Annotated in this window: 19 protein-coding genes and 1 pseudogene; 10 read left to right on the top strand and 10 right to left on the bottom strand. The window is 69.2% G+C overall.

Going from position 1 to position 18139, the window contains the following annotated elements; all coding sequences use genetic code 11:
• Positions 1 to 175: 175 nt before the first annotated feature.
• From B9H04_RS19080 to B9H04_RS03040, 3 genes and pseudogenes are all read right to left on the bottom strand, one after another.
• A pseudogene (locus B9H04_RS19080) lies at positions 176 to 565 on the bottom strand (hypothetical protein); the annotation flags it as partial.
• A gap of 75 nt (positions 566 to 640) precedes the next feature.
• Positions 641 to 1381, bottom strand: coding sequence for a tRNA (adenine-N1)-methyltransferase (locus B9H04_RS03045; RefSeq protein WP_049929394.1), 741 nt, complete (start codon positions 1379 to 1381; stop codon positions 641 to 643).
• Positions 1378 to 1788: a nascent polypeptide-associated complex protein gene (locus B9H04_RS03040; protein ID WP_049929393.1), complete on the bottom strand. Its 411-nt coding sequence runs from the start codon at positions 1786 to 1788 to the stop codon at positions 1378 to 1380. The genes B9H04_RS03045 and B9H04_RS03040 overlap by 4 nt, the downstream gene beginning before the upstream one ends.
• Positions 1789 to 1930: 142 nt before the next feature.
• Here B9H04_RS03040 and B9H04_RS03035 point away from each other — a divergent pair, with 142 nt between their 5' ends.
• Entirely contained in the window at positions 1931 to 2713 is a 783-nt protein-coding gene (locus B9H04_RS03035) for a creatininase family protein (RefSeq protein ID WP_049930075.1), read from the top strand.
• 6 nt (positions 2714 to 2719) lie between these two features.
• Here the strand turns inward: B9H04_RS03035 and B9H04_RS03030 are convergent, their stop codons facing one another.
• The 3 genes from B9H04_RS03030 to B9H04_RS03020 all read right to left on the bottom strand — a co-directional run bounded on the left by B9H04_RS03030 (position 2720) and on the right by B9H04_RS03020 (position 5848).
• Entirely contained in the window at positions 2720 to 3445 is a 726-nt protein-coding gene (locus B9H04_RS03030) for a 6-hydroxymethylpterin diphosphokinase MptE-like protein (protein ID WP_049929392.1), read from the bottom strand.
• 162 nt (positions 3446 to 3607) lie between these two features.
• Entirely contained in the window at positions 3608 to 4870 is a 1263-nt protein-coding gene (folP, locus tag B9H04_RS03025; protein WP_211277033.1) for a dihydropteroate synthase, read from the bottom strand.
• Positions 4871 to 5275: 405 nt separating this feature from the next.
• Positions 5276 to 5848, bottom strand: coding sequence for a DUF192 domain-containing protein (locus tag B9H04_RS03020; protein ID WP_049929391.1), 573 nt, complete (start codon positions 5846 to 5848; stop codon positions 5276 to 5278).
• 231 nt (positions 5849 to 6079) lie between these two features.
• Between B9H04_RS03020 and B9H04_RS03015 the strand changes: the two genes are divergently transcribed.
• From B9H04_RS03015 to B9H04_RS03000, 4 genes are read left to right on the top strand one after another with little or no spacing between them, the layout of a single operon-like run.
• Positions 6080 to 6667: a hypothetical protein gene (locus tag B9H04_RS03015; RefSeq protein WP_049929390.1), complete on the top strand. Its 588-nt coding sequence runs from the start codon at positions 6080 to 6082 to the stop codon at positions 6665 to 6667.
• Complete coding sequence (locus tag B9H04_RS03010) at positions 6664 to 7485, top strand: RNA methyltransferase (RefSeq protein ID WP_085682436.1); 822 nt, start codon at positions 6664 to 6666, stop codon at positions 7483 to 7485. The genes B9H04_RS03015 and B9H04_RS03010 overlap by 4 nt, the downstream gene beginning before the upstream one ends.
• Before the next feature lie 2 nt (positions 7486 to 7487).
• Positions 7488 to 8177, top strand: coding sequence for an AzlC family ABC transporter permease (locus B9H04_RS03005; RefSeq protein ID WP_049929387.1), 690 nt, complete (start codon positions 7488 to 7490; stop codon positions 8175 to 8177).
• Positions 8174 to 8530, top strand: coding sequence for an AzlD domain-containing protein (locus B9H04_RS03000; RefSeq protein WP_049929386.1), 357 nt, complete (start codon positions 8174 to 8176; stop codon positions 8528 to 8530). The genes B9H04_RS03005 and B9H04_RS03000 overlap by 4 nt, the downstream gene beginning before the upstream one ends.
• 32 nt (positions 8531 to 8562) lie before the next feature.
• Here the strand turns inward: B9H04_RS03000 and B9H04_RS02995 are convergent, their stop codons facing one another.
• On the bottom strand, positions 8563 to 8895 hold the full coding sequence (locus B9H04_RS02995) for a hypothetical protein (RefSeq protein ID WP_049929385.1): 333 nt from the start codon (positions 8893 to 8895) through the stop codon (positions 8563 to 8565).
• A gap of 99 nt (positions 8896 to 8994) precedes the next feature.
• Positions 8995 to 10926, bottom strand: coding sequence for an aldehyde ferredoxin oxidoreductase family protein (locus tag B9H04_RS02990; protein ID WP_049929384.1), 1932 nt, complete (start codon positions 10924 to 10926; stop codon positions 8995 to 8997).
• Positions 10927 to 11204: 278 nt separating this feature from the next.
• On the opposite strand from B9H04_RS02990, the gene B9H04_RS02985 reads away from it, so the two are divergent.
• Positions 11205 to 11642: a VanZ family protein gene (locus B9H04_RS02985; RefSeq protein ID WP_394296310.1), complete on the top strand. Its 438-nt coding sequence runs from the start codon at positions 11205 to 11207 to the stop codon at positions 11640 to 11642.
• Between the two features lie 57 nt (positions 11643 to 11699).
• Here the strand turns inward: B9H04_RS02985 and B9H04_RS02980 are convergent, their stop codons facing one another.
• Positions 11700 to 13592, bottom strand: a complete 1893-nt coding sequence (locus B9H04_RS02980) for a bifunctional metallophosphatase/5'-nucleotidase (protein ID WP_085682438.1) — start codon at positions 13590 to 13592, stop codon at positions 11700 to 11702.
• 275 nt (positions 13593 to 13867) lie between these two features.
• On the opposite strand from B9H04_RS02980, the gene B9H04_RS02975 reads away from it, so the two are divergent.
• A complete protein-coding gene (locus tag B9H04_RS02975; RefSeq protein WP_085682435.1) occupies positions 13868 to 14962 on the top strand; it encodes an archaeosine biosynthesis radical SAM protein RaSEA in 1095 nt (364 codons plus the stop codon).
• Between the two features lie 264 nt (positions 14963 to 15226).
• Complete coding sequence (locus tag B9H04_RS02970; RefSeq protein ID WP_049929382.1) at positions 15227 to 15430, top strand: hypothetical protein; 204 nt, start codon at positions 15227 to 15229, stop codon at positions 15428 to 15430.
• 27 nt (positions 15431 to 15457) lie between these two features.
• Here B9H04_RS02970 and B9H04_RS02965 read toward each other — a convergent pair whose 3' ends face one another.
• Positions 15458 to 16207 (bottom strand): 5-formyltetrahydrofolate cyclo-ligase, encoded by a 750-nt coding sequence (locus B9H04_RS02965; protein WP_049929381.1) that lies wholly within the window; start codon positions 16205 to 16207, stop codon positions 15458 to 15460.
• 86 nt (positions 16208 to 16293) lie between these two features.
• Between B9H04_RS02965 and B9H04_RS02960 the strand changes: the two genes are divergently transcribed.
• Both B9H04_RS02960 and engB read left to right on the top strand, forming a co-directional pair.
• Positions 16294 to 16989, top strand: a complete 696-nt coding sequence (locus B9H04_RS02960; protein ID WP_049929380.1) for a DUF4013 domain-containing protein — start codon at positions 16294 to 16296, stop codon at positions 16987 to 16989.
• A 53-nt stretch (positions 16990 to 17042) separates the two neighbouring features.
• Positions 17043 to 17663: a GTP-binding protein EngB gene (gene engB / locus B9H04_RS02955; RefSeq protein ID WP_049929379.1), complete on the top strand. Its 621-nt coding sequence runs from the start codon at positions 17043 to 17045 to the stop codon at positions 17661 to 17663.
• Positions 17664 to 18139 lie beyond the last annotated feature (476 nt).

The raw sequence follows: 18139 nt of genomic DNA, 5'->3' as shown, positions 1-18139 counted from the left end.
AAAGATGGAGTGTCCTGGTAGCGGGCTGAGAGGTGGACATGAGAAGTGGCGACGGTGTACGTGATGCGAATGTGACAAGGGTGTTGTGGAGGATTTTTTTTTTTTTCAAGCAGAGGCCGGCATACGGGTGGACTTCGAGTCTCGTGGGCTCGGAGATGTGTATAGGGGACGGGCGTTCAACCGCCTCGGCGACCGCGGTGCCGAGGACCGGCGCGCGAGCGAGCGCGTCGACGACGCCGGGGCGACACGCGACCCGCCACAGCGGTCCCGGCGATCGCTCGCGGGCCGCGAGCACCGCCGGGAGGAGTCGGAGCGGGACGCCGACCGCGACGACCCCGGAACGCCCCGCCAACGCGGCCTCGACCGACTCGGTCAGGGGGTCGTCGGGACGCGGAAGGGCGTCGGCGACCTCCGTCGCGTCGCCGACGCAGTCGGGGTCGGCAGCGGCAGGAGCACCTGCCGAGGCGGACCCGTCGCTTCCGGCGTCCTCGGGGGTGCGTGACGGCCCGGACCCGTCGCTTCCGGCGGCTGCGTCGGCCTCGGGTTCAGCGTCGTCCGCGCCCACACCGTTTCGACCGTCGCGATCCGAAAGAGCGTTGCGCCGACCGGGGTCGGGAGTAGAGAGGTGTCGGCGGCTGGGTCAGGGGGCCCGGGCGAACACGAGGTAGCCCGTGTGGCCCACGCCCGCGGTGGAGGGGCGCGAGCCGCGGTCGGAGAAGTCCATCTCGCGCTGGATCGTCTCTAACGTCTCGACCTCGGTGAAGCCGGCCTCACGGGCCGCGAGCGCCGCCTCGCGGGTCCCCTCGACGAACGGCGAGTAGACGGCGAGGCGGCCGCCGGGCGCGAGCAGGTCGTCCGCGTGCTCGACGACCGCGGGAGCGTCGCCGGTGTCGAGCGTCAGGGCGTCGAACGGCTCGCCGTCGGCGAGCGCGTCCAGCTCGTCGGTGAGGTCGCCGGTCCGGACGTCGACGCGGTCGGAGACGCCCGCCGTCGCCATGTTCTCGCGAGCGACGTCGGCGAACTCGGGGTCGATCTCGTAGGTGGTCACGTCGGCGCCGGCGCGCCCCAGGTACGCGGCGAGGATCCCGGTCCCGGTGCCGGCGTCGAGGATGCGGTCGCCGCCGGACGCGCCTGTATGCCCCATCACGAGGCCCACGTCGCGGGGCATCATCGGCGCGCCGGTGCGTTCGAGGTGGTTGAACAGGTCCGGGCCGCGGAGCGCGCGGACCTCGAAGACGGTGCCGAGGTGCGTCTCGACCTCGTCGCCGGCCGAGACGTCCTCGGGGACCTCGATCACGCCGAGGTCGGTGCCGAACTCCTCGCCCGGCTCCAGTAGGTACTCGCGGTCCGCGTGGACGAGCAGGTACGCGGCGTCCGTCACTGGAGGTCCGAGATCGCCCGCGCGGGCTCGCCGTTGGCCGCCTCCAGCGCCTCGCGGGCGTCGTCCTTCGAGACGCCAGCCTGCTCGGCGACCAGCCGGACGTCCTCCTCCGGAATGCCATCGTCTTCGTCGGCCGCGTCCTCGGCTTCGATCGCGCTCGCGTCCGCACCGCCCTCGACTGCGGCCGCGCCGCCCGCGTCGGCCACCGCGTCGGGCGACCCGACGATCTGGTACGTCTCCTGCCCTTGGGCGTCCATCTTGGTGACCTGCGCGCCGTCGAAGACGAGGTCGTCGCCGTCGGCCGTCTCGATGACGACCCGCTCGGCGTCGAGCTCCTCGACGTCGATCCCCATCTGTTTCATCATCTGTTTCATCTTCCGCGGGTTCATGCCGCCGCCTCCGAACATGGTCACCGGTTCGGCCGGACGACACAAAAAGGGTGTCGACACGGGTCGAAGCAACGGCGCGTCGCGGACGCTCGCCGGTCCCGATCGCGGCGAACCGGACCGAGAGAGCGGGGTTGATACGTGTCGCGCGCGAGGCGGTGATATGTACCTCGCGGACCGCACCTGGCCGGAGCTCGGCGACGCGCTGGCTCCCGGCTCCGTCGCGCTCGTCCCGCTCGGCTCGACCGAACAGCACGGCCCGCACCTTCCGCTCGGGACCGACCACCTGATCGCCGAGGGGCTGGCGACGGCGGCCGCGGACCGATCCGACGCGTTCCGGACGCCGACGATCAACGTCGGCGTTAGTCCCCACCACCGCCAGTTCCCGGGGACGATGTGGGTCGACCCGCCGGAGTTCCGCGACTACGTCGAGTCGTTCGCCCGGAACCTCGCGTACCACGGGATCGACCGCGTGGTGTTCGTGAACGCCCACGGCGGCAACGTCCAGCACCTCCGAGAGGTCGGCCGCCGGCTCCACGAGGATGAGGTCGCCTACGCTGTCGAGTGGATGTGGGACGAGTCGATCCCGGAGCTGGTCGACGACCTCTTCGAGCGCAACGGCCCCCACGCGGGCCCCAAGGAGACGGCGATGGTCACCCACCTCGCGCCCGACCTCGTCCGCGAGGACCGGCTCGAGGACGCGCGCGACGGCGGGCTCGTCGACCTCGAAAGCGCCGAGACGACCGTCCACGGCGCGCGAACCTTCTACGACGCGGTCGACAACTCAGCGAACGGCGCGTTCGGCGACCCGACCGACGTGACGCCGGAGAAGGCCGAGCGCCTGTTCGAGGCGGCCGCCGACCAGCTCGTCCAGCTGGCCGAGTGGATCGGCGAGCGCGACGAAAGCGAGCTGTTCCCTGAGCCGCGCGTGGAGCGGTCGGACTGACGCGGGCTACTGGTCGGCCGCGTCTCGGGCGAACGCCTCGCCGAGTATCTCTCGGAGCGCCGCGTCGGCGTCCGCACGCCGCCCGTCGAGCACCGCGAACCGCTCGTCGCGGCGGCGTTCGAGCCAGCGCAGCAGTCTGGCCGCCCAGTCGAGCTTCCGCGCCTTCATCGGGTCGACCGTGGGGTCGTCGAACTCCCACCCCGGAAAGACCAGTTTGCCGGCCCCGAGGTGGTCGGCGAGGAACGCCGCGCGGTCGCCGTCGGTGAACCCGCCGGGGTTGCGGAGCGGCCCGACGGGCGCCGCCTGCGTCGTCGCCAGCGTCCACTCGTCGGCGAAGCGCGGGAGCCACTCGCGGACCGCCGGGAGGTTGTCGCCGTGGGCGTGCGCGGCGACTGGGACGCCATCGCGCGTCAGTTCCGCGGCCGTCTCCGGGTTCTTGTCGAGGTCTGTCACCATACAGTCGACCGCGACGCCGCGGTCAGCGAGCGCGTCCGCCGCGGTCGAGGCCGCGACGACGACATCGGCGTCGCGGGCGAGTTCGACCTCGTCGGCGAGACAGGGGGCCGCGCCCGCGACGGCGACCGTCTCGTCCGCCCAGTCACCGAGGCGGCCGAGCGGGAACGGAGTCGCGAGGTCGGCGGCAGTATCGCGGACGCGCTCGTCGTCGGCCCGGTCGAACCCGAAGTCGGCGAGGATCGCCTCGTAGACGGGCTCGAAGGTCGCGAAGTTCACGTGCGGGCCCCCCTCGGGACGCGCGACTGGGCGCCCGTCGATCGGCGCCGCCGCTCAGCGGGCGAGATATGGTATGGGCCGGAGTGGCACAGAGTACCCCTACCCGCGTGCCCCTCCGGCGTCCGGTCGATCGGTTGTCTACACGAGGGCATAAACTTTCTCTTAACTCACGTGTCGGTCGATACCGTCGATCGCGGCGTCAAGCGCCCGTGAAGCGCCGGATACCGCCTCTCTAACCGAGTCGAGCGCCGCGGGCGTCGCGATCAGGAGCCCGCGGCGGCCGTCAGCGGGGTCGTCACCGCCTGACGACGCCCCGCCGGTGCCGCCGTCGGTCGCGGACAGGGTCGCCGCGGCCGCCCGGTTCGGATCGCCCAGCGCGAACGTCGCGCCGGTCGCGTCGCCGCCGACGGTCGCGGCGCGGAGGGCACCGACGGCGGGGTCGTCGAGCCCGGTGAGTTTGTAGGTACGAACGACGGCGGTGTCGGCGGCGCCGCGGTCGCCCCGAGCGGCCTCCGGCGCGCCGATCCGGTCGAGGTGACGCTCGGCCTCGCGGACCGTCGTCACGTCGAGCTCCTCGACTCCGACCGCGTCGGAGTCGCCGCGAGAGTCGTGTCGGTCGCGGGCGAACTCGGCGCCGACGAGCGCCGCGTCGCGCGTCTCGGCCACGTCGTGGGTGCGGATCACGTGCGCGCCGCGCTCGACCGCCATCGACGTGGCGGCGAGCGAGACCGGCAGCGCCTCCTCGGTGCTGCGGCCCGCGATGGTCTTGAGGAAGCTCTTGCGGTTGATCGAGACGAGCAGCGGGCGGCCGTACCCCCGGAACTCCCGGAGCCGGTGGAACGTCTCCCGGTCGTCCTCGTGGGTCTTGGCCTCGGACCAGCCGCCGAACGCGGGGTCGAGGATCGTCTTGTCGGTGAGGCCGTTCATCGAGAGCGCCTCGTAGATGTCGTCGACGTCCTCGACCGCGCCCGGGCGTTCGAGGTCCGGCGGCGAGGCCATCTTCGACACCGCCACGTCGTGTTCGCGACAGACGCGGGGCATCTCGGCGTCGGCGAACCCGCAGATGTCGTTGACCATGTCGAACCCGCGCGAGAGCGCCTCGTCCGCGACCTCGTGATAGCGCGTCTCGATCGACCAGACGGCGTCGCCGGAGGTCGATTCGAGGGTCTCGACCGCGGTGTCGAGGCGGTCGAGTTCCTGTTCGGCCGAGAGCACGTCGAGGTCCTTGTTCGCCGACTCAAGCCCCACGTCCACGATGTCGGCGCCCTCGCCGATCAGTTCCTCGTCGACGTACGCGGCGGCCTCGCCGGGGTCGTCGTACACGCTGGGGTCGTACGGCGACTCCTCTGAGACGTTGAGCACGCCCATGATCCGGGGCGGATGGTCGTCGCCGATCCCGAGCCCCGCGGCGTCCACGTTTCGCATACGATCACCACGGGCGCGAGCGACATAAACGGGGCGAGTACCCGAGGCGCTCGCCGGAGAACTGCCCTCGCAATCGCTTATAAATGGTCGGCGGGCGGTGGTGCGTGCGACCGAGCGGCCGGAGCGAAGCGGAGGCCGCGAGGGGCACGCGCGAGGGAGTCGCGAACGCCCGAAAGGCGTGAGCGACGAGGCTGGGGAGGCGTGAGGTGCGGTCGCGGTCGGGTGGGACTCGAAGGGGCAGTCGCGAGGGGGCGCAGGCGACGCAAGCACCGCAGGGAGCGAACGGAGTGAGCGACCGAGGAACACAGCGAGCGTGCGCCCCCTCGCGACTGGGGGTTTGGAGGTGTTCGTCGCAGGGCCACGATCGGCTGGTTATAACTGATCGCACACGCCTCCGAACCCCATTTATAGATTAAACCGCACCGAGTCGCCGACCGCGACCTCGTGGCGGTCGGTCCACTCGTAGGGGACCTCCAGCACGTACTGCCCGGAGCCGGAATACCGTTGATCTTCACCGTCCTCGTTCGGTCCCGGTTCGGGCGCGTTGTGGATCGAGGTGATCTCTCGGTCGCCGTCGACGTAGACGATGTCGATGCCGAAGTCCATTTCGCGCATCACGTACGTCAGGGGGCCAGGCGAGTCGTGTACGAATAACATCCCGCCCCCGTTGGGCAGCGACTCGGCGCCGCTGAGGCCGAGGATTCGTTTGTCACGGGTGTCCGCGATTGCCGCCGTCACCGACCCCCGAGCTCCCCCGTCCGGACCTTCGACGGTCACGGTCGTCGTCTCGTAGTCGGCGTACGTTCCGGTCGGCCAGTCTGCGTCGTCGGCTCCGCCGTTCGCGCCGTCCGGCCCGCCACCCGCGTCGCCGTCGGTCGAATCGCCGCCGTCGCTCGTCGCGTCGTCGCCCCCGAGACAGCCCGCCGCGGCGCCCGTCGTAGCGGCCGCGGCCAGCCCGAGGAGTCGCCGCCGTCTCATGTCTGCGCCGAGGGGGGCCGGAGTGATAAACGGCGGCGTCGGCGTCGCGCCGTCACGGGTCCGGGGAGGGGCATGTCACTCGGTGCGCCCACGACCCGTATGAACTCTCCGTCCACTCCCCGTCGCGGTCTAACTCTCGCTCGCGGCCGCCGCTTCGACCTCGCCGCGGCGTAGCGACCCCTCGTGCCGGGAAGGACGCGCTTTTATCGCCGCCGGAGCGTAGCGTGAGACATGGCGAAAGTGAGCATCGGCCTCCGCGGGTGGCGCTTCGAGGAGGACGAGATATTCACCGACGACGAGGAGCTGAAGCCCCTCGACGAGATCCCCGAAGATCCGCGAGAGCGACTCGTGCGGCTCGTCACCCTCGTCGAAGAGCCCTGCGACGTCTGTTACCTCGAGCACGGCGACGAGGAGATCAACCGCTGTAGGCAGGCGGAGATCGTGTACGGCGAACCGGAGGGCGAGGTGCTGCTCTGCGCCGAGCACGAACCCGACCTGCTCTACTGGTTCCGCGAGGCGGGCGGCAGCGAGTACAAGGGGTCCGTCGAGTTCGCCGACCGGTTCCACGAGTGGGTCGCCGCCGGCAACGAGGCGCCGGAGGGGTACGGCTCGGTCGAGCACGTCGACGAGGACCCCGACGGCCTCCCGGACCTGCCCGATCAGCAGGAGGTCCAGGAGCGGCTCGAAGAGGACTTCCAGGGCGAGCGGATCGACATCGTCGAACTCGCCGGCAAGGAGCGCTCGGACGAGGAGCTGACGGAAGAGGAGCTCGCCGAGTCCGACCTCGACCTCTCGACCGACTACCCGTCGGACCGATGAGCGACGAGGAGTCGGACGTCGACGCGGTCGAAACGCCCGCGAGCGGTCGACGGAAGCCCGTGGTCGTCGTCGTCGAGCCCGAGACGCCGGGCAACGTCGGCACCATCGCGAGAGCGATGAAGAACTTCGGGCTCACGGACCTCAAGCTCGTGAACCCGCCGGAGATCGCGGAGGACGGCGAGGCGTACGGCTTCGCCGGACACGCCCGCGAGGACGTGCTTCCGAACGCCGACGAGGTCACATTCGACGAGGTCGTCGCGCACTACCACACGGTCGGCACGACCGCGATCACCGGCGAGGACGACCGTAGCCACGAGCGGTTCCCGTTCAAGACTCCGGTCGAGCTGCGCGAGTCGCTGAAGACGGTCGACGCGCCCACCGCGATCGTCTTCGGCCGCGAGGGACGGGGGCTCAACAACGAGGAGCTCTCGCGGCTCGACGAGGTGTGCTCGATCCCGGCCGACGACGACTACCCCGTCTTGAACCTCGGGCAGGCCGCGACGGTCCTCTTGTACGAGCTTCGCGATCTCACGGTCGAGGAGACGCAGCTGCCCGACACGGAGGTGACCCGTGCTCCGGAGGCCGACCTCGAGCGCTTCCACGAGTTCTTCGACGAGCTCCTCGCGGCGACGGGGCAGCGCGACCACGTCCGCGAGAAGAACGCGCTGTTGATGCGCCGGCTGCTCGGGCGCGCGCACCCGACCGAGCGTGAGATCCACTCGCTGCTCGGCGCCTTCCGGAAGGCGAACGCGAAGCTGGACCACGCCGACCACCTCGCGGCGAAGTACGACGAGCCGCCGTACCCGCGGGAGGAGTAGCCGTGGGCGGGGGCGTCTTCGACGAGGACCTATTAGCCGGCGTGCGCGACGTCTCGCCGCTCATGCTCGGCGTCGCGCCGTTCGCCCTCGTCGCAGGGATCGCGGCGGTCGACGCCGGGCTCGGTCTCGCCGAGGCGGTCGGGATGTCCGTGATCGTGTTCGCCGGCGCCTCCCAGCTCGCGGCGCTCGAACTGCTCGGCGAAAACGCGCCCCTCGCCGTCGTCGTCGGGACGGCGGCCGTGATCAACCTCCGGATGCTGATGTACTCCGCCTCCATCGCGCCGCACTTCGCCGACTACGGTCGCCGGCTCCGCGCGGGGCTCGCCTACCTCCTCACCGACCAGGCGTACGCCCTCTCGGTCGCTGAGTTCGATGAGAACCCGGACCGGAGCCGGTGGCGCTACTACCTCGGCGCGGCCGCGTCGCTGTGGATCGTCTGGCAGATCGGGACGGTCGTCGGCGTCGTCCTCGGCGCGGGCGTCCCCGACGCGTGGGGGCTCACCTTCGCGGTGCCGCTCGTCTTCCTCGCGCTCCTCGTCCCCGCGATGAAGGACCGACCGACCACCGTCGCGGGCGTCGCGGGCGGCGCGGTCGCGGTCGTCGCGGCCGGGCTCCCGCTCAACCTCGGCCTGCTCGTCGGCGCGCTGTGCGGGGTCGCGGCCGGCCTCGTGACGGAGGTGAGGGTGTCGTGAGCAGTGGTCTCGGCGCCCTCGCCGCCTCCCCGCGCGCTTGGGTCGCAATCGCGGTCATCGGCGTCATCACCTACGGGATCCGGCTCTCCTTCATCCACCTGTTCGGGCGGATCGACGGCGTCCCGACGCGCCTCCAGCGGCCGCTCCGGTACGTCCCGCCGGCCGTCCTCGCGGCGCTCGTCCTCCCCGATTTGGTGACGCTCGGGCCGTCCGTCACCGCGACCTTCCTCGACGAGCGGCTGATCGCGGGCGCCGTCGCCGGCGCGGTCGCGTGGCGGACCGAAAACGTGTTCGCGACCATCGCGACCGGGATGGGAACGCTGTGGGTCTTCCGGTTCGTCGTGTTCGCGTGAGCGGGCAGTAATAGAGACGAGCGAGGCCGCCGTCAGCGATCGCGCTCGGTCGCGCGCTCCGACCGGCGCTCGCTCCCGTCCGGGCTCTCACGGTCGACGGGGCGGCCGGACCGGGCGTCGCGGTCGACCTCGCGCTCGCGGGCGGCGGCGATCCGCTGGGCGGCGTCGGCGAGCGAGTCGAGCGCGGCGAACAGCCGGTACGAGAGGTACGGTCCCACGGTGAGGACGAGGACGGTCCAGATGCCGAGCAGTATCTGTCCGAGGATCAGCAGCGAGTAGACGAACACGAACAGGCTCACGGCGGCGAGCGTGATGCCGACGCGCGTGCGGAGGGCCTCGGAGAGCGAGAGCGGGTCGTGTGCCATACGCGGAGCTTCCGGCGGAGCTCACTTAAAAATAAACACGAAGCGGCGAGAGGCGTCGACGCGCGAGCGCTCTCGCCCTCGCTCGGGACGCGTTCCCGCTCAGTCGTCGGCGGGGGCCGCGGAGTCGCCGGCGGAGACGCCGGTGCCGGGGCCGACGTCGATGCCGAGGTCGGCGAGCTTCTCGTCCGGGACGACGCCGTCGACCCAGCCGCGGCTCTCGTAGTACTCGGCCTTCAGCTGGTCGAGTTCGACGAGTTCGCCCTCGCTGGCGCCCGTGCCGGGGATGGCGTCCGGGTGGCCCTCGATGAACCGGTTCGGCAGCGTGTCGTCCGCGCCTTCGAAGCCGGCGAGGTTGTTGTAGTAGCGCTCGAGGTTGTAGATGCGCTCGCCCGCCTCAAACAGCTCGTCCTCCGAGAGGTCTTGGCCGGTCACACCGTTGTACTGGAGCACGTACTCCTCGATCCCCTCAGCGAACGCGCTGAACTTACAGATATCGAACGAGTCCGACACCGCGTGGAGGTCCTGGAAGGTGGCGGTGAGCTCGCCTTTCCCCTCCCACTCGTACGGATCGACCTTCTCCGGGATCCCGAGGATCTCGGCGGCCGGCGTGTAGCCGCGCAGGTGGCACGCGCCGCGGTTCGAGGTGGCGTACGCGATCGCCATCCCCTTCATACAGCGCGGGTCGTAGGCGGCCATCGTCTGGCCCTTCACGGAGAGCTTGTTGCCATGCGCGTCCTTCGCGTCGGCGACGCGCTCGGGACCCTCCGCGAGGAGGTCGCCGAGGTCGGACGAGCGGTGACCGATCTCCTCGATGAGGTCGATCATCGTCTCCGAGTCGCCCCAGTCGAGGTGGCCGACGCCGTCGAGTTTGCCCTCCTCGCTCATCTCCATCGCCATCGCCATCATGTTGCCGGCCTCGATGGTGTCGAGACCGAGGTCGTTACACTGCTCCAACATGCGGGCGATCTCGTCGCGGTCGGAGTGGCCGGAGTTCGGGCCGAGCGCCCACGCGGACTCGTACTCGTACGACTCCGTGCGGACGTTCATCTCCTGGCCCTTGTGGGTGACGTTGACGTCGACTTCCTTCTTACACGCCACGGGACAGGAGTGGCACGTCGGTTCGTCGACGAGGATGTTCTCGCGGACGTTCTCGCCGGAGACCTGCTCCGCCTCGATGTCCGCGCCCTCCGCGTCGTGGTACGCCTCGGTCGAGGTGTACTTCGCGTTCTTCGTCGGGAGGCCGTCCATCTCCTCGGTCGCGTTCATCAGGACGTTCGTCCCGTACATCGAGAGGCCGCCCTCGTTGGGCGCGGTCACGTCGGACTCGCGGATGACCTCCATCGCCTGCTGGTACCCCTCTTGGAACGTCTCGGGGTCGGCGGGCTTCGGCATGTTGGTGCCCGACTTCACGACGACCGCCTTCACGTTCTTCGCGCCCATCACGGCGCCGGTGCCGCCGCGGCCCGAGGCGCGGTCGTCCTCGTTGATGACGCAGCCGTAGCGGACCTGGTTCTCGCCGCCCTGCCCGATCGCCATCACGGAGACGTCGCGGCCGACCTTCCCGTCGACCTCCTCGCCGATCTGGTCGATCGTGTCGTGGACGCCCTGTCCCCAGAGGTGGGAGGCGTCGCGCACCTCCACGTCGCCGTCCTCGACGAACAGGTAGACCGGCTCGTCGCTCTCTCCGTCGAGGAGGACGCCGTCGAGTCCGGCCCACTTGAGCCGGGCGCCGGACCAGCCGCCGTGGTGCGAGTCGGTGACGGTCCCCGTCAGCGGGGACTTCGTCACCAAGGCGATCCGGCCGCTCATCACGGTCTGGGTACCCGTGAGCGGTCCGGTCATGAACGCCAGTCGGTTCTCCGGTCCCAGGGGGTCCACGTCGGGCCCCTTGTCGAAGACGTATTTGACGCCGAGTCCGCGCGCGCCGATGTACTTCTCCGCGTCCTCGTCGTCGATCCCGTGGTAGTTGACCTCCCCGCCGCTGAGGTCGACCTGTGCCACACGGTCGCGGTAGCCGCCCATTTCAGTCATGTAATGCTCTATCATTATAGAAGGACCACAGCGTGTTAGTTGTTGACCTCCGTACGAAACCGTAAAGCGTTACAAAAGTGAACGCCGCCGAGGTGCGACGTTTATCAGTAGCCCGAGCGTTCACCGCGCGAATATCCGGAGACTCCGGCGCGGTGTGAGGGATTCACAGCGTCCGGTAGCGGCGTAGTGTAAACGACCGGTTTCGGTCGGTCTTACGGGTCGGGCGCCGAATATCGCGAAGACGCAGTCCATAATTGCCGGCGACTCGAAGCATGACCGTGACCGACCGAGGCGGACGGGGAGAGGCGACCGCTCGGCGTCCGGGGGAGATCAGGCGCCGCTTAGGGTCGATCAGGCGTGAGCGAGCGAGGGCGTTCGGGTTCGCGCTCGCCGTGTTCGTCGCGTCGGTGGTCCCGGTGCCCGGATCGTCCGGCGGGGGCGAGAGCGCGCTCGGCGGCGTCCTCGACGCTCTCCCCGCCGAAATCGGACTCACCGATCCGTTCCACGTAGTCGGGTACGCGGTCCTCGCCGGCCTCCTCGTTCCGACGACGGGAAGACGGCGGGTCGGTCCCTTCCTCGCGGCCGCCGCCGCGGTCGCGTTCGGGTTCGGCATCGAACTCGTCCAGGCGCCGATCCCGTGGCGCTCCTTCGCGTGGGGGGACGCCGCGGTCAACGCGGTCGGCGCGGTCATCGGAGCGGCGATCGCGGTCGCCTAGGGGCGCGGACCGGAGACGGCGGGCGACCGCGACGACGAGCGCTAAACCCGCTTGGGTTCAGCGTCCCGGCGGACCGGCGCTGCCGAGGCCCCGACCGCGGCGGCGCACGGTCGCCGACACGTCCGCGTTCAGCCGAGAGCGTTCGAAGTAGATGTGGTCGTACTCGCTAGACTCGTACTCGGCGTAGATGTCGAGCGCGACCTCGTCGCCGTCGTCCGCGTCCTCTATCGTGTCCGCCAAGTTGCTGTCGTCGACCCGGACGACGAGAGTCTCGTCCTCCTCGTCGAAGACGACCTTCTCCGCGTCGACGTGGTCACCTTCCGGCGTCCACACGGCGACGGTGTCCTCGGCGACCGACTGGACGTCGTCGGGCGCGTCGAACTGAGAGACCACCTTGCCGTTCCCGTCGACGGTGACGGCGGCGTCGGGCAGGTTGCGGTCGACGCGCTGCATCCGCCCCTCGACGGTCGGAGCGATGGTATCTTTCTCCTCTAAGTAGTTCACGACCGTCGTCGCCTGGAGTTCGCCGGTGGCCTCGACGGGCTTGTCGTCGAGCGGGTAGCCGCTCCCGCCGTTTGCGATGAAGCTGTTGACGGCCACTTCGTACGTCTCCTCGGGGTCGAGCGGCTCGCCGTCGACGTACACGTCGCGGATCGGTTCGTCGGCGTCGTTGTGGGGGACCCACTCGAAGCGCAGGCCGCTGGTCTGCTGAGAGATCTCTTCGCCGAAGTTCTGCCCGGTGTCGCTCTCCAGCGTGACGACCTGACTCTCCAAAGTCTCGACGAGCTCCTCGCCAGTGAGCTCAAGCGAGACGACGGTGTTCGGGAACGGAAGCGTGTTGAAGATGTCTCCGCCGGTGATCTCGCCGGGCCCGTACACCGAGTCGGAGCGGATGCCGCCGGCGTTCGTGATCGCGACATCGGCGTCGACGCGCTCGCGCATCGCGTCGGTGACCACGTTTCCGTAGTTCGTCTCGCGGTGGTAGTTCGAGCCGAACGTGGCGTCGAGCGGCGTCTCCGTCTCCACGATCACCGAGTCCAGGCTCACCTCTCCGCGGTACTCGTTGATGATGTCGGACGCGGTCGGGTCCTTCTCGATGTCGTCGGTGACCTCGATCAGCTCCCCGTCGAACGCGGTGACCTCGCCGCCGTCGATCGTCAGTTCGATCTCGCTGAGGTAACGGGCGCGGGCCCGAGCCTCGGAGACGATCGATCCGTCGACCTCCTCGGGCGGATAGAACTGCTCGTCGTCGCCGACGACGATCGCGTCGATGTCGTCGTCCGCGTCGGCCTCGGCGAGCGCCTCCGCGTCGCCGATGCCCGTGTGCGCGAGGGCGACGACGGCGTCGACGCCCTCGTCCTCCTTGAGCCGCTTCGCTTCGGCGGGGCCGGTTTCGGTGTACTCTTCGAGGGTCAATCCTTCTTCGTTGAATTTGATGTTCGTCTTTCCGAACGTCGCGCCCTCGTCGACGAGTCCGATCAGACCGACCTTGACACCGCCTCGCTCGACGATTCGGACGGACTCCGTTCCGTCGAACGCTTCGCCGGTCTCGCTGTCGACGAGGTTCGTCGCGAGCCACGGGAACTCGGAGTCGGCCGTCACGTCCGAGATAGGGTCGAGCCCGTAGTCGAACTCGTGGTTCCCGATCACGTCGGCGTCCGGCTCGACCTCGTTGAGCACGTCCACCGGCGCGCGCCACTGCGAGACGGGGCTCAGCGCGTGCGGCCCCACCTCGTCGCCGCCGCCGACCACGACGACGGGCCCGTCGGCCGCCGCCCGGCGCTGTTCGATGAGCGTCACCAGCCGCGGGAACTTCTTGTCCTCCGCCGCAGCCGTCTGAATGTCGTTGTACGACAGGACTGTGAGCGTCGTCGCGCCGTCGCCGTCGGCGGCCGTCGCCGATCCCGAGACGAGCGACCCGCCGAGTACGATTCCACCCGCTCGCAACACGTCACGCCGTCCGTAGTCACGGTCCCGTGACATCGAATTATTTCACTTAGTGATGTGTATAAAATCTTTCTATGAAATAGTATATATTTATCAATTCGCGATGTTTGAGAATCTTTCACAAACAACCCTTCTGAGACGGGTCGGCGAGGGACTCGACCGCGGTGGGCGCGCGGAAGAGTGTCCCCGCGGGCCAGACGCGATCACACCCGCAGCGACGCGCCGGCCGTTCCCGCGATGACGACACCGCTTTACGCGCTCGCCCGCTTCCACCGACAATGAGCCAGCCGAGCCCCGACGCGTACGAGCAGGGGCGCGGGATGGACGCGCACAACGCCGTGATGCGCGACATCCGCGCCGAGCGCTCGGAGACGTACGACCCGACGGAGCCCACCCGCGTCTGGATCGACGAGGACAACACGCCCGACGGCGTCGTGAACTCCCTCACGATCATCCTGAACACCGGCGGCTGTCGGTGGGCGCGCGCCGGGGGCTGTACGATGTGCGGGTACGTCGCGGAGTCGGTCGAGGGCGGCAGCGTCGCGCACGAGGACCTCATGACCCAGATCGACGTGTGCCTCGATCACGAGGCCGAGGAGGCCGACGAGCCGGCCGAGCTGATCAAGATCTACACCTCCGGGTCCTTCCTCGACGAGCGCGAGGTCCCCGCGGAGACGCGGCGGGCGATCGCCGAGACGTTCGCGGACCGCGACCGGATCGTCGTCGAGTCGCTGCCGGACTTCGTCGACCGCGAGAAGATCGCCGACTTCGCGGACCACGAGATCGCCACCGACGTGGCGGTCGGGCTGGAGACGGCGACCGACCGCGTCCGTCACGACTGCGTGAACAAGTACTTCGACTTCGCCGACTTCGAGGACGCCTGCGCCGAGGCGGCCGCGGCCGACGGCGAGTTCGCCGCCGACGTGGGGATCAAAGCGTACCTCCTGATGAAGCCGCCCTTCCTCGCGGAGCCCGAGGCCGCCGCCGACATGATCGATTCGATCCGGCGCTGCGCGGCCGTCGACGGCTGTCACACGGTCTCGATGAACCCGACGAACGTCCAGCGGTACACGATGGTCGACGAGCTGTTCTTCGAGGGGGGCTACCGGCCGCCGTGGCTCTGGTCGGTCGCGCACGTACTGGAGGAGACCGCCGACGTCGACGCCATCGTCGTCTCCGATCCCGTGGGGCACGGCTCCGACCGCGGCGCGCACAACTGCGGCGAGTGCGACGACCGCGTCCAGACCGCGATCAAGGACTTCGACAGGCGGCAGGACCCGAGCGTGTTCGAGCAGGTGTCCTGCGAGTGCGAGGCCACCTGGGAGTACGTGATGGACGAGGAGACGAGCTACAACAGGCCGCTGGCGCGGTAAGCGCGGTCGGCGCGTCGACCCAGAGCGGGCAGGGGAGCGCCCTCGCGCGAGCACAGCCCCCGCCAAACTCCCGGACGCGACCCGCCGATCCCCCGCCGGTCTCCGCGGAACGATTGTGAACGATGCCGATCAACATTTTCCTCATTTAGTAAACGTACGGCCTAGAATATTCGGAAGCGAGTCACAAATCGGCGTGGTAAAGTCGATCATACTGAACGATCAGGTCGAACAAGGCCCTTATACCTCGGACCCGTACAGTAGAACATGAACGCAGACGCCAGCGGTTCCCCGCCCTTCCGCGGGAAGTCGGTCCTCTTCTGTCCGGAGTGTCGCTTCGAAAGCCCCCTGTCGGACGGGTGGCTCGTCGTCAGTGACGGCGACGAGCGAACGCTCGTCTGTCCGAAGTGCGGCCACGTCGCCGACCACCGGTCGGCGCGATCAGCACCGACGCCGCAGCACGCCGACTGATTCCCGCGGCGAGGGTCGCAGCCGTCGTTATCCTTCTTCCGGCGCCCGTTCCGCGAGAACCGGTATCTCGGACAGCTTCTCCGCGTCGAGCGCGTCCCAGTCGACGCCGTCGGGTCGCGCGTACGGCGTCTCCGTCCGGAGCGCTCGCTCCGGTGTGACGACGAGGTCGAGCGGCACGTCGTGAGCGTCGGGCTCCTGGAGGTCGACATCGGCTCCGACCGCCGACTCGGGTCCGTCGAGGACGGAGAGCTCGTGAACCGTCGTCGCGACCGTCGTGTCGTCATCCACGACGTCGAGTTCGCGGAGCACCGCCCACTCCAGGTCGCTGTACCCCTCGCCCTTGCCGACCCGGGCGCCGCCCGTCGTGACGCCAACGGAGCCGACGACGATCAGGTCGACGCGCGCGACGCCATCGGGCGCTGTCGGCGTCCCGTACTCGGAGATGCCGGAGACGGTCGTCGCGTCGTCGATCTCGTCGGGCGGGATCTCGGCCGGATCGAGGCGGAGGAACGGGTTCGGGTCGCGGAGCCGCGGCTGCGCGACGTAGACGGTCTTCCCGGCGCGGAGCGCGGCCCGACGGACCGGCAGCTGCGGCGCGTCGGGGTTGGCCTTCAGCGTCGCGGCCGACTCCCACGCCTCGGTCTCCGCGAGCCGCGTCGCCGCGGCGTCCGCGCCGGCGAAGTTCGGGATCCGGTCGTGCGGCGGGAACGGGAACCGCGACTGATCGCCCTCGTCGAACGCGTCCCACACCGCCTCGCGGACAGCCTCTTTGTCCATGGGAGTCGGTCGGCCCTCGCGGACAAGTAGTCGGCGACGCGGCGAACGGCGGGGAGTTATATACCCGATCGCCGTCATCACGGCGTATGATCGAAGACGGACTCTCCTATCCCGTGCGCGGCGACTGGGTCGGGCGGATGGTCGTCGGCGGCGTATTGGGGCTGCTCTCGGTGCTGGTGATCCCGACGTTCCTCGTGTTCGGATATTTCGTGCGGGTGCTGGAGCGCACCGTCGCAGGGGACGACGAGCCGCCGGAGTTCGACGACTGGGGCGACCTGCTGGCGAAGGGCGTCGTCGGGGCGCTGATCGCGCTCGCGTACTCGGTCGTCCCGGTCGTCCTCTACGTGGTCCTCGTCACCGTCGTCGCCGGGATCGGGTCGGGCGTCGGCGGCGATCTGGGTGCGCTCATCGGGGTGACCGGCGCGCTGCTCGCGCTGGCGTTTCTCCCGGTGCTGCTGTTCGTCTACTACGCGGTCCCGGCGGCCCTCACGGCGTACGCGGTCCGCGGCAGGGCGGGCGCGGCGTTCGACGTCGACCTGCTCAAACCCACGCTTTTCAGCGCCGACTACCTCCTCGCAGTACTGGCACCGATTCTCGTCGCGATCGGGGTGTTCGTCGTCTCCGTCGTGCTCCTCGTGACCGTCGTCGGGTCGGTGCTCGTCCCGTTCGTCCAGTTCTACGGACAGGTCGCCGTGTTCCGGATGTTCGGCGCGGCGTTCGCGGACCGGACCGACGGGATCGACGCCGGGAGGGAGAGCGTCGGCGACGCCGCGACCGCCTGAGACCGCGCCGCCGCGACGCGCCTTTTAAACCGCTCTACCGACCACGTACGCGTATGTTCGAAGACCGGCCGGACCGCGACGCCGAGGTCGTCCTCGTGGGGCGCTCGAACGTCGGCAAGTCCACGCTGATGCGCGAACTGACGGGCCACGACTTCTCGACCGGCGGCAAACCGGGCGTCACCCGCCAGCCGAACCACTTCGACTGGGCCAGCGAGAGCTTCATGTTCACGGACCTACCCGGCTTCGGCTTCATGTCCGGCGTCGAGGAGGAGCACCGCGAGCAGATCAAGACCGACATCGTCCGCTACCTAGAGGACAACGCGGACTCCATTCTCGCTGGCGTCGTCGTGATGGACGGGAAGGCCGCGGTCGACATCATCGACCGTCACGCCGAGCGGGGGAATATTCCGCACGACGTGGAGATGTTCGGGTTCCTCGAAGACGTGGGAGTCGAGCCGATCATCGCCGTCAACAAGACCGACAAGATCGACGACCTCGACGAGCGGCTCGACGCGATCTGCGACCGGCTCGGCCTCTACCCGCCGTGGCAGCAGTGGTCCGACCGCGTGGCTCCGATCTGCGCGAAGCGCGGCGACATCGAGGCGCTGGAGGAGTGTCTCCGAACGCGCTTCCACGACCACAACCGCGACGACCTACTGAAATTCGTCTCTTAAGTATCGGTGTGAGACGGTGGGGTCGGTTGCGCAGAGATTTCAGCCGAATTGGTACAATCGGCCAGCTGTGGATCGGCGGAAAACACCTCCAGACCCCAGTCGCTCGGCTGTACCTGACTGACGAACGATCGACGGTGAACAGCTCCAAAGACTCAGTCGCGAGGGTTCGGTGCGCTCGCTGTCGTTCGAGACGCCGGAGGCGTCTCGTGATAACGAGAGAGCTTTGCTCTCTCGAACCACGCTCCTCGTCGCTCGCTCCACTCGCTCCTGCGGTGCTCGCGTCGCGCGCCTTCGCCCTCGCAACTGTCTATTTGAGTCCCACCCCGCAACCGCACCTCACGCCTCCCCAGCCTCGTCGGCCTCCCTCCGCTTCGCTCCGGTCGACCGACTCCCTCGCGCGTGCTGCTCGGCCGCGGAGCGGCCTCGCAGGCACGCGCCGCCGCGAATTTGTTTATAAACTACCGCGTCAGTGCCCG

It is taken from the genome of Halorubrum ezzemoulense DSM 17463, assembly GCF_002114285.1.
Lineage (GTDB): Archaea > Halobacteriota > Halobacteria > Halobacteriales > Haloferacaceae > Halorubrum > Halorubrum ezzemoulense.
Note: the sequence above shows the minus strand (reverse complement) of the source record. Positions and strands in the feature narration are given on the sequence as shown.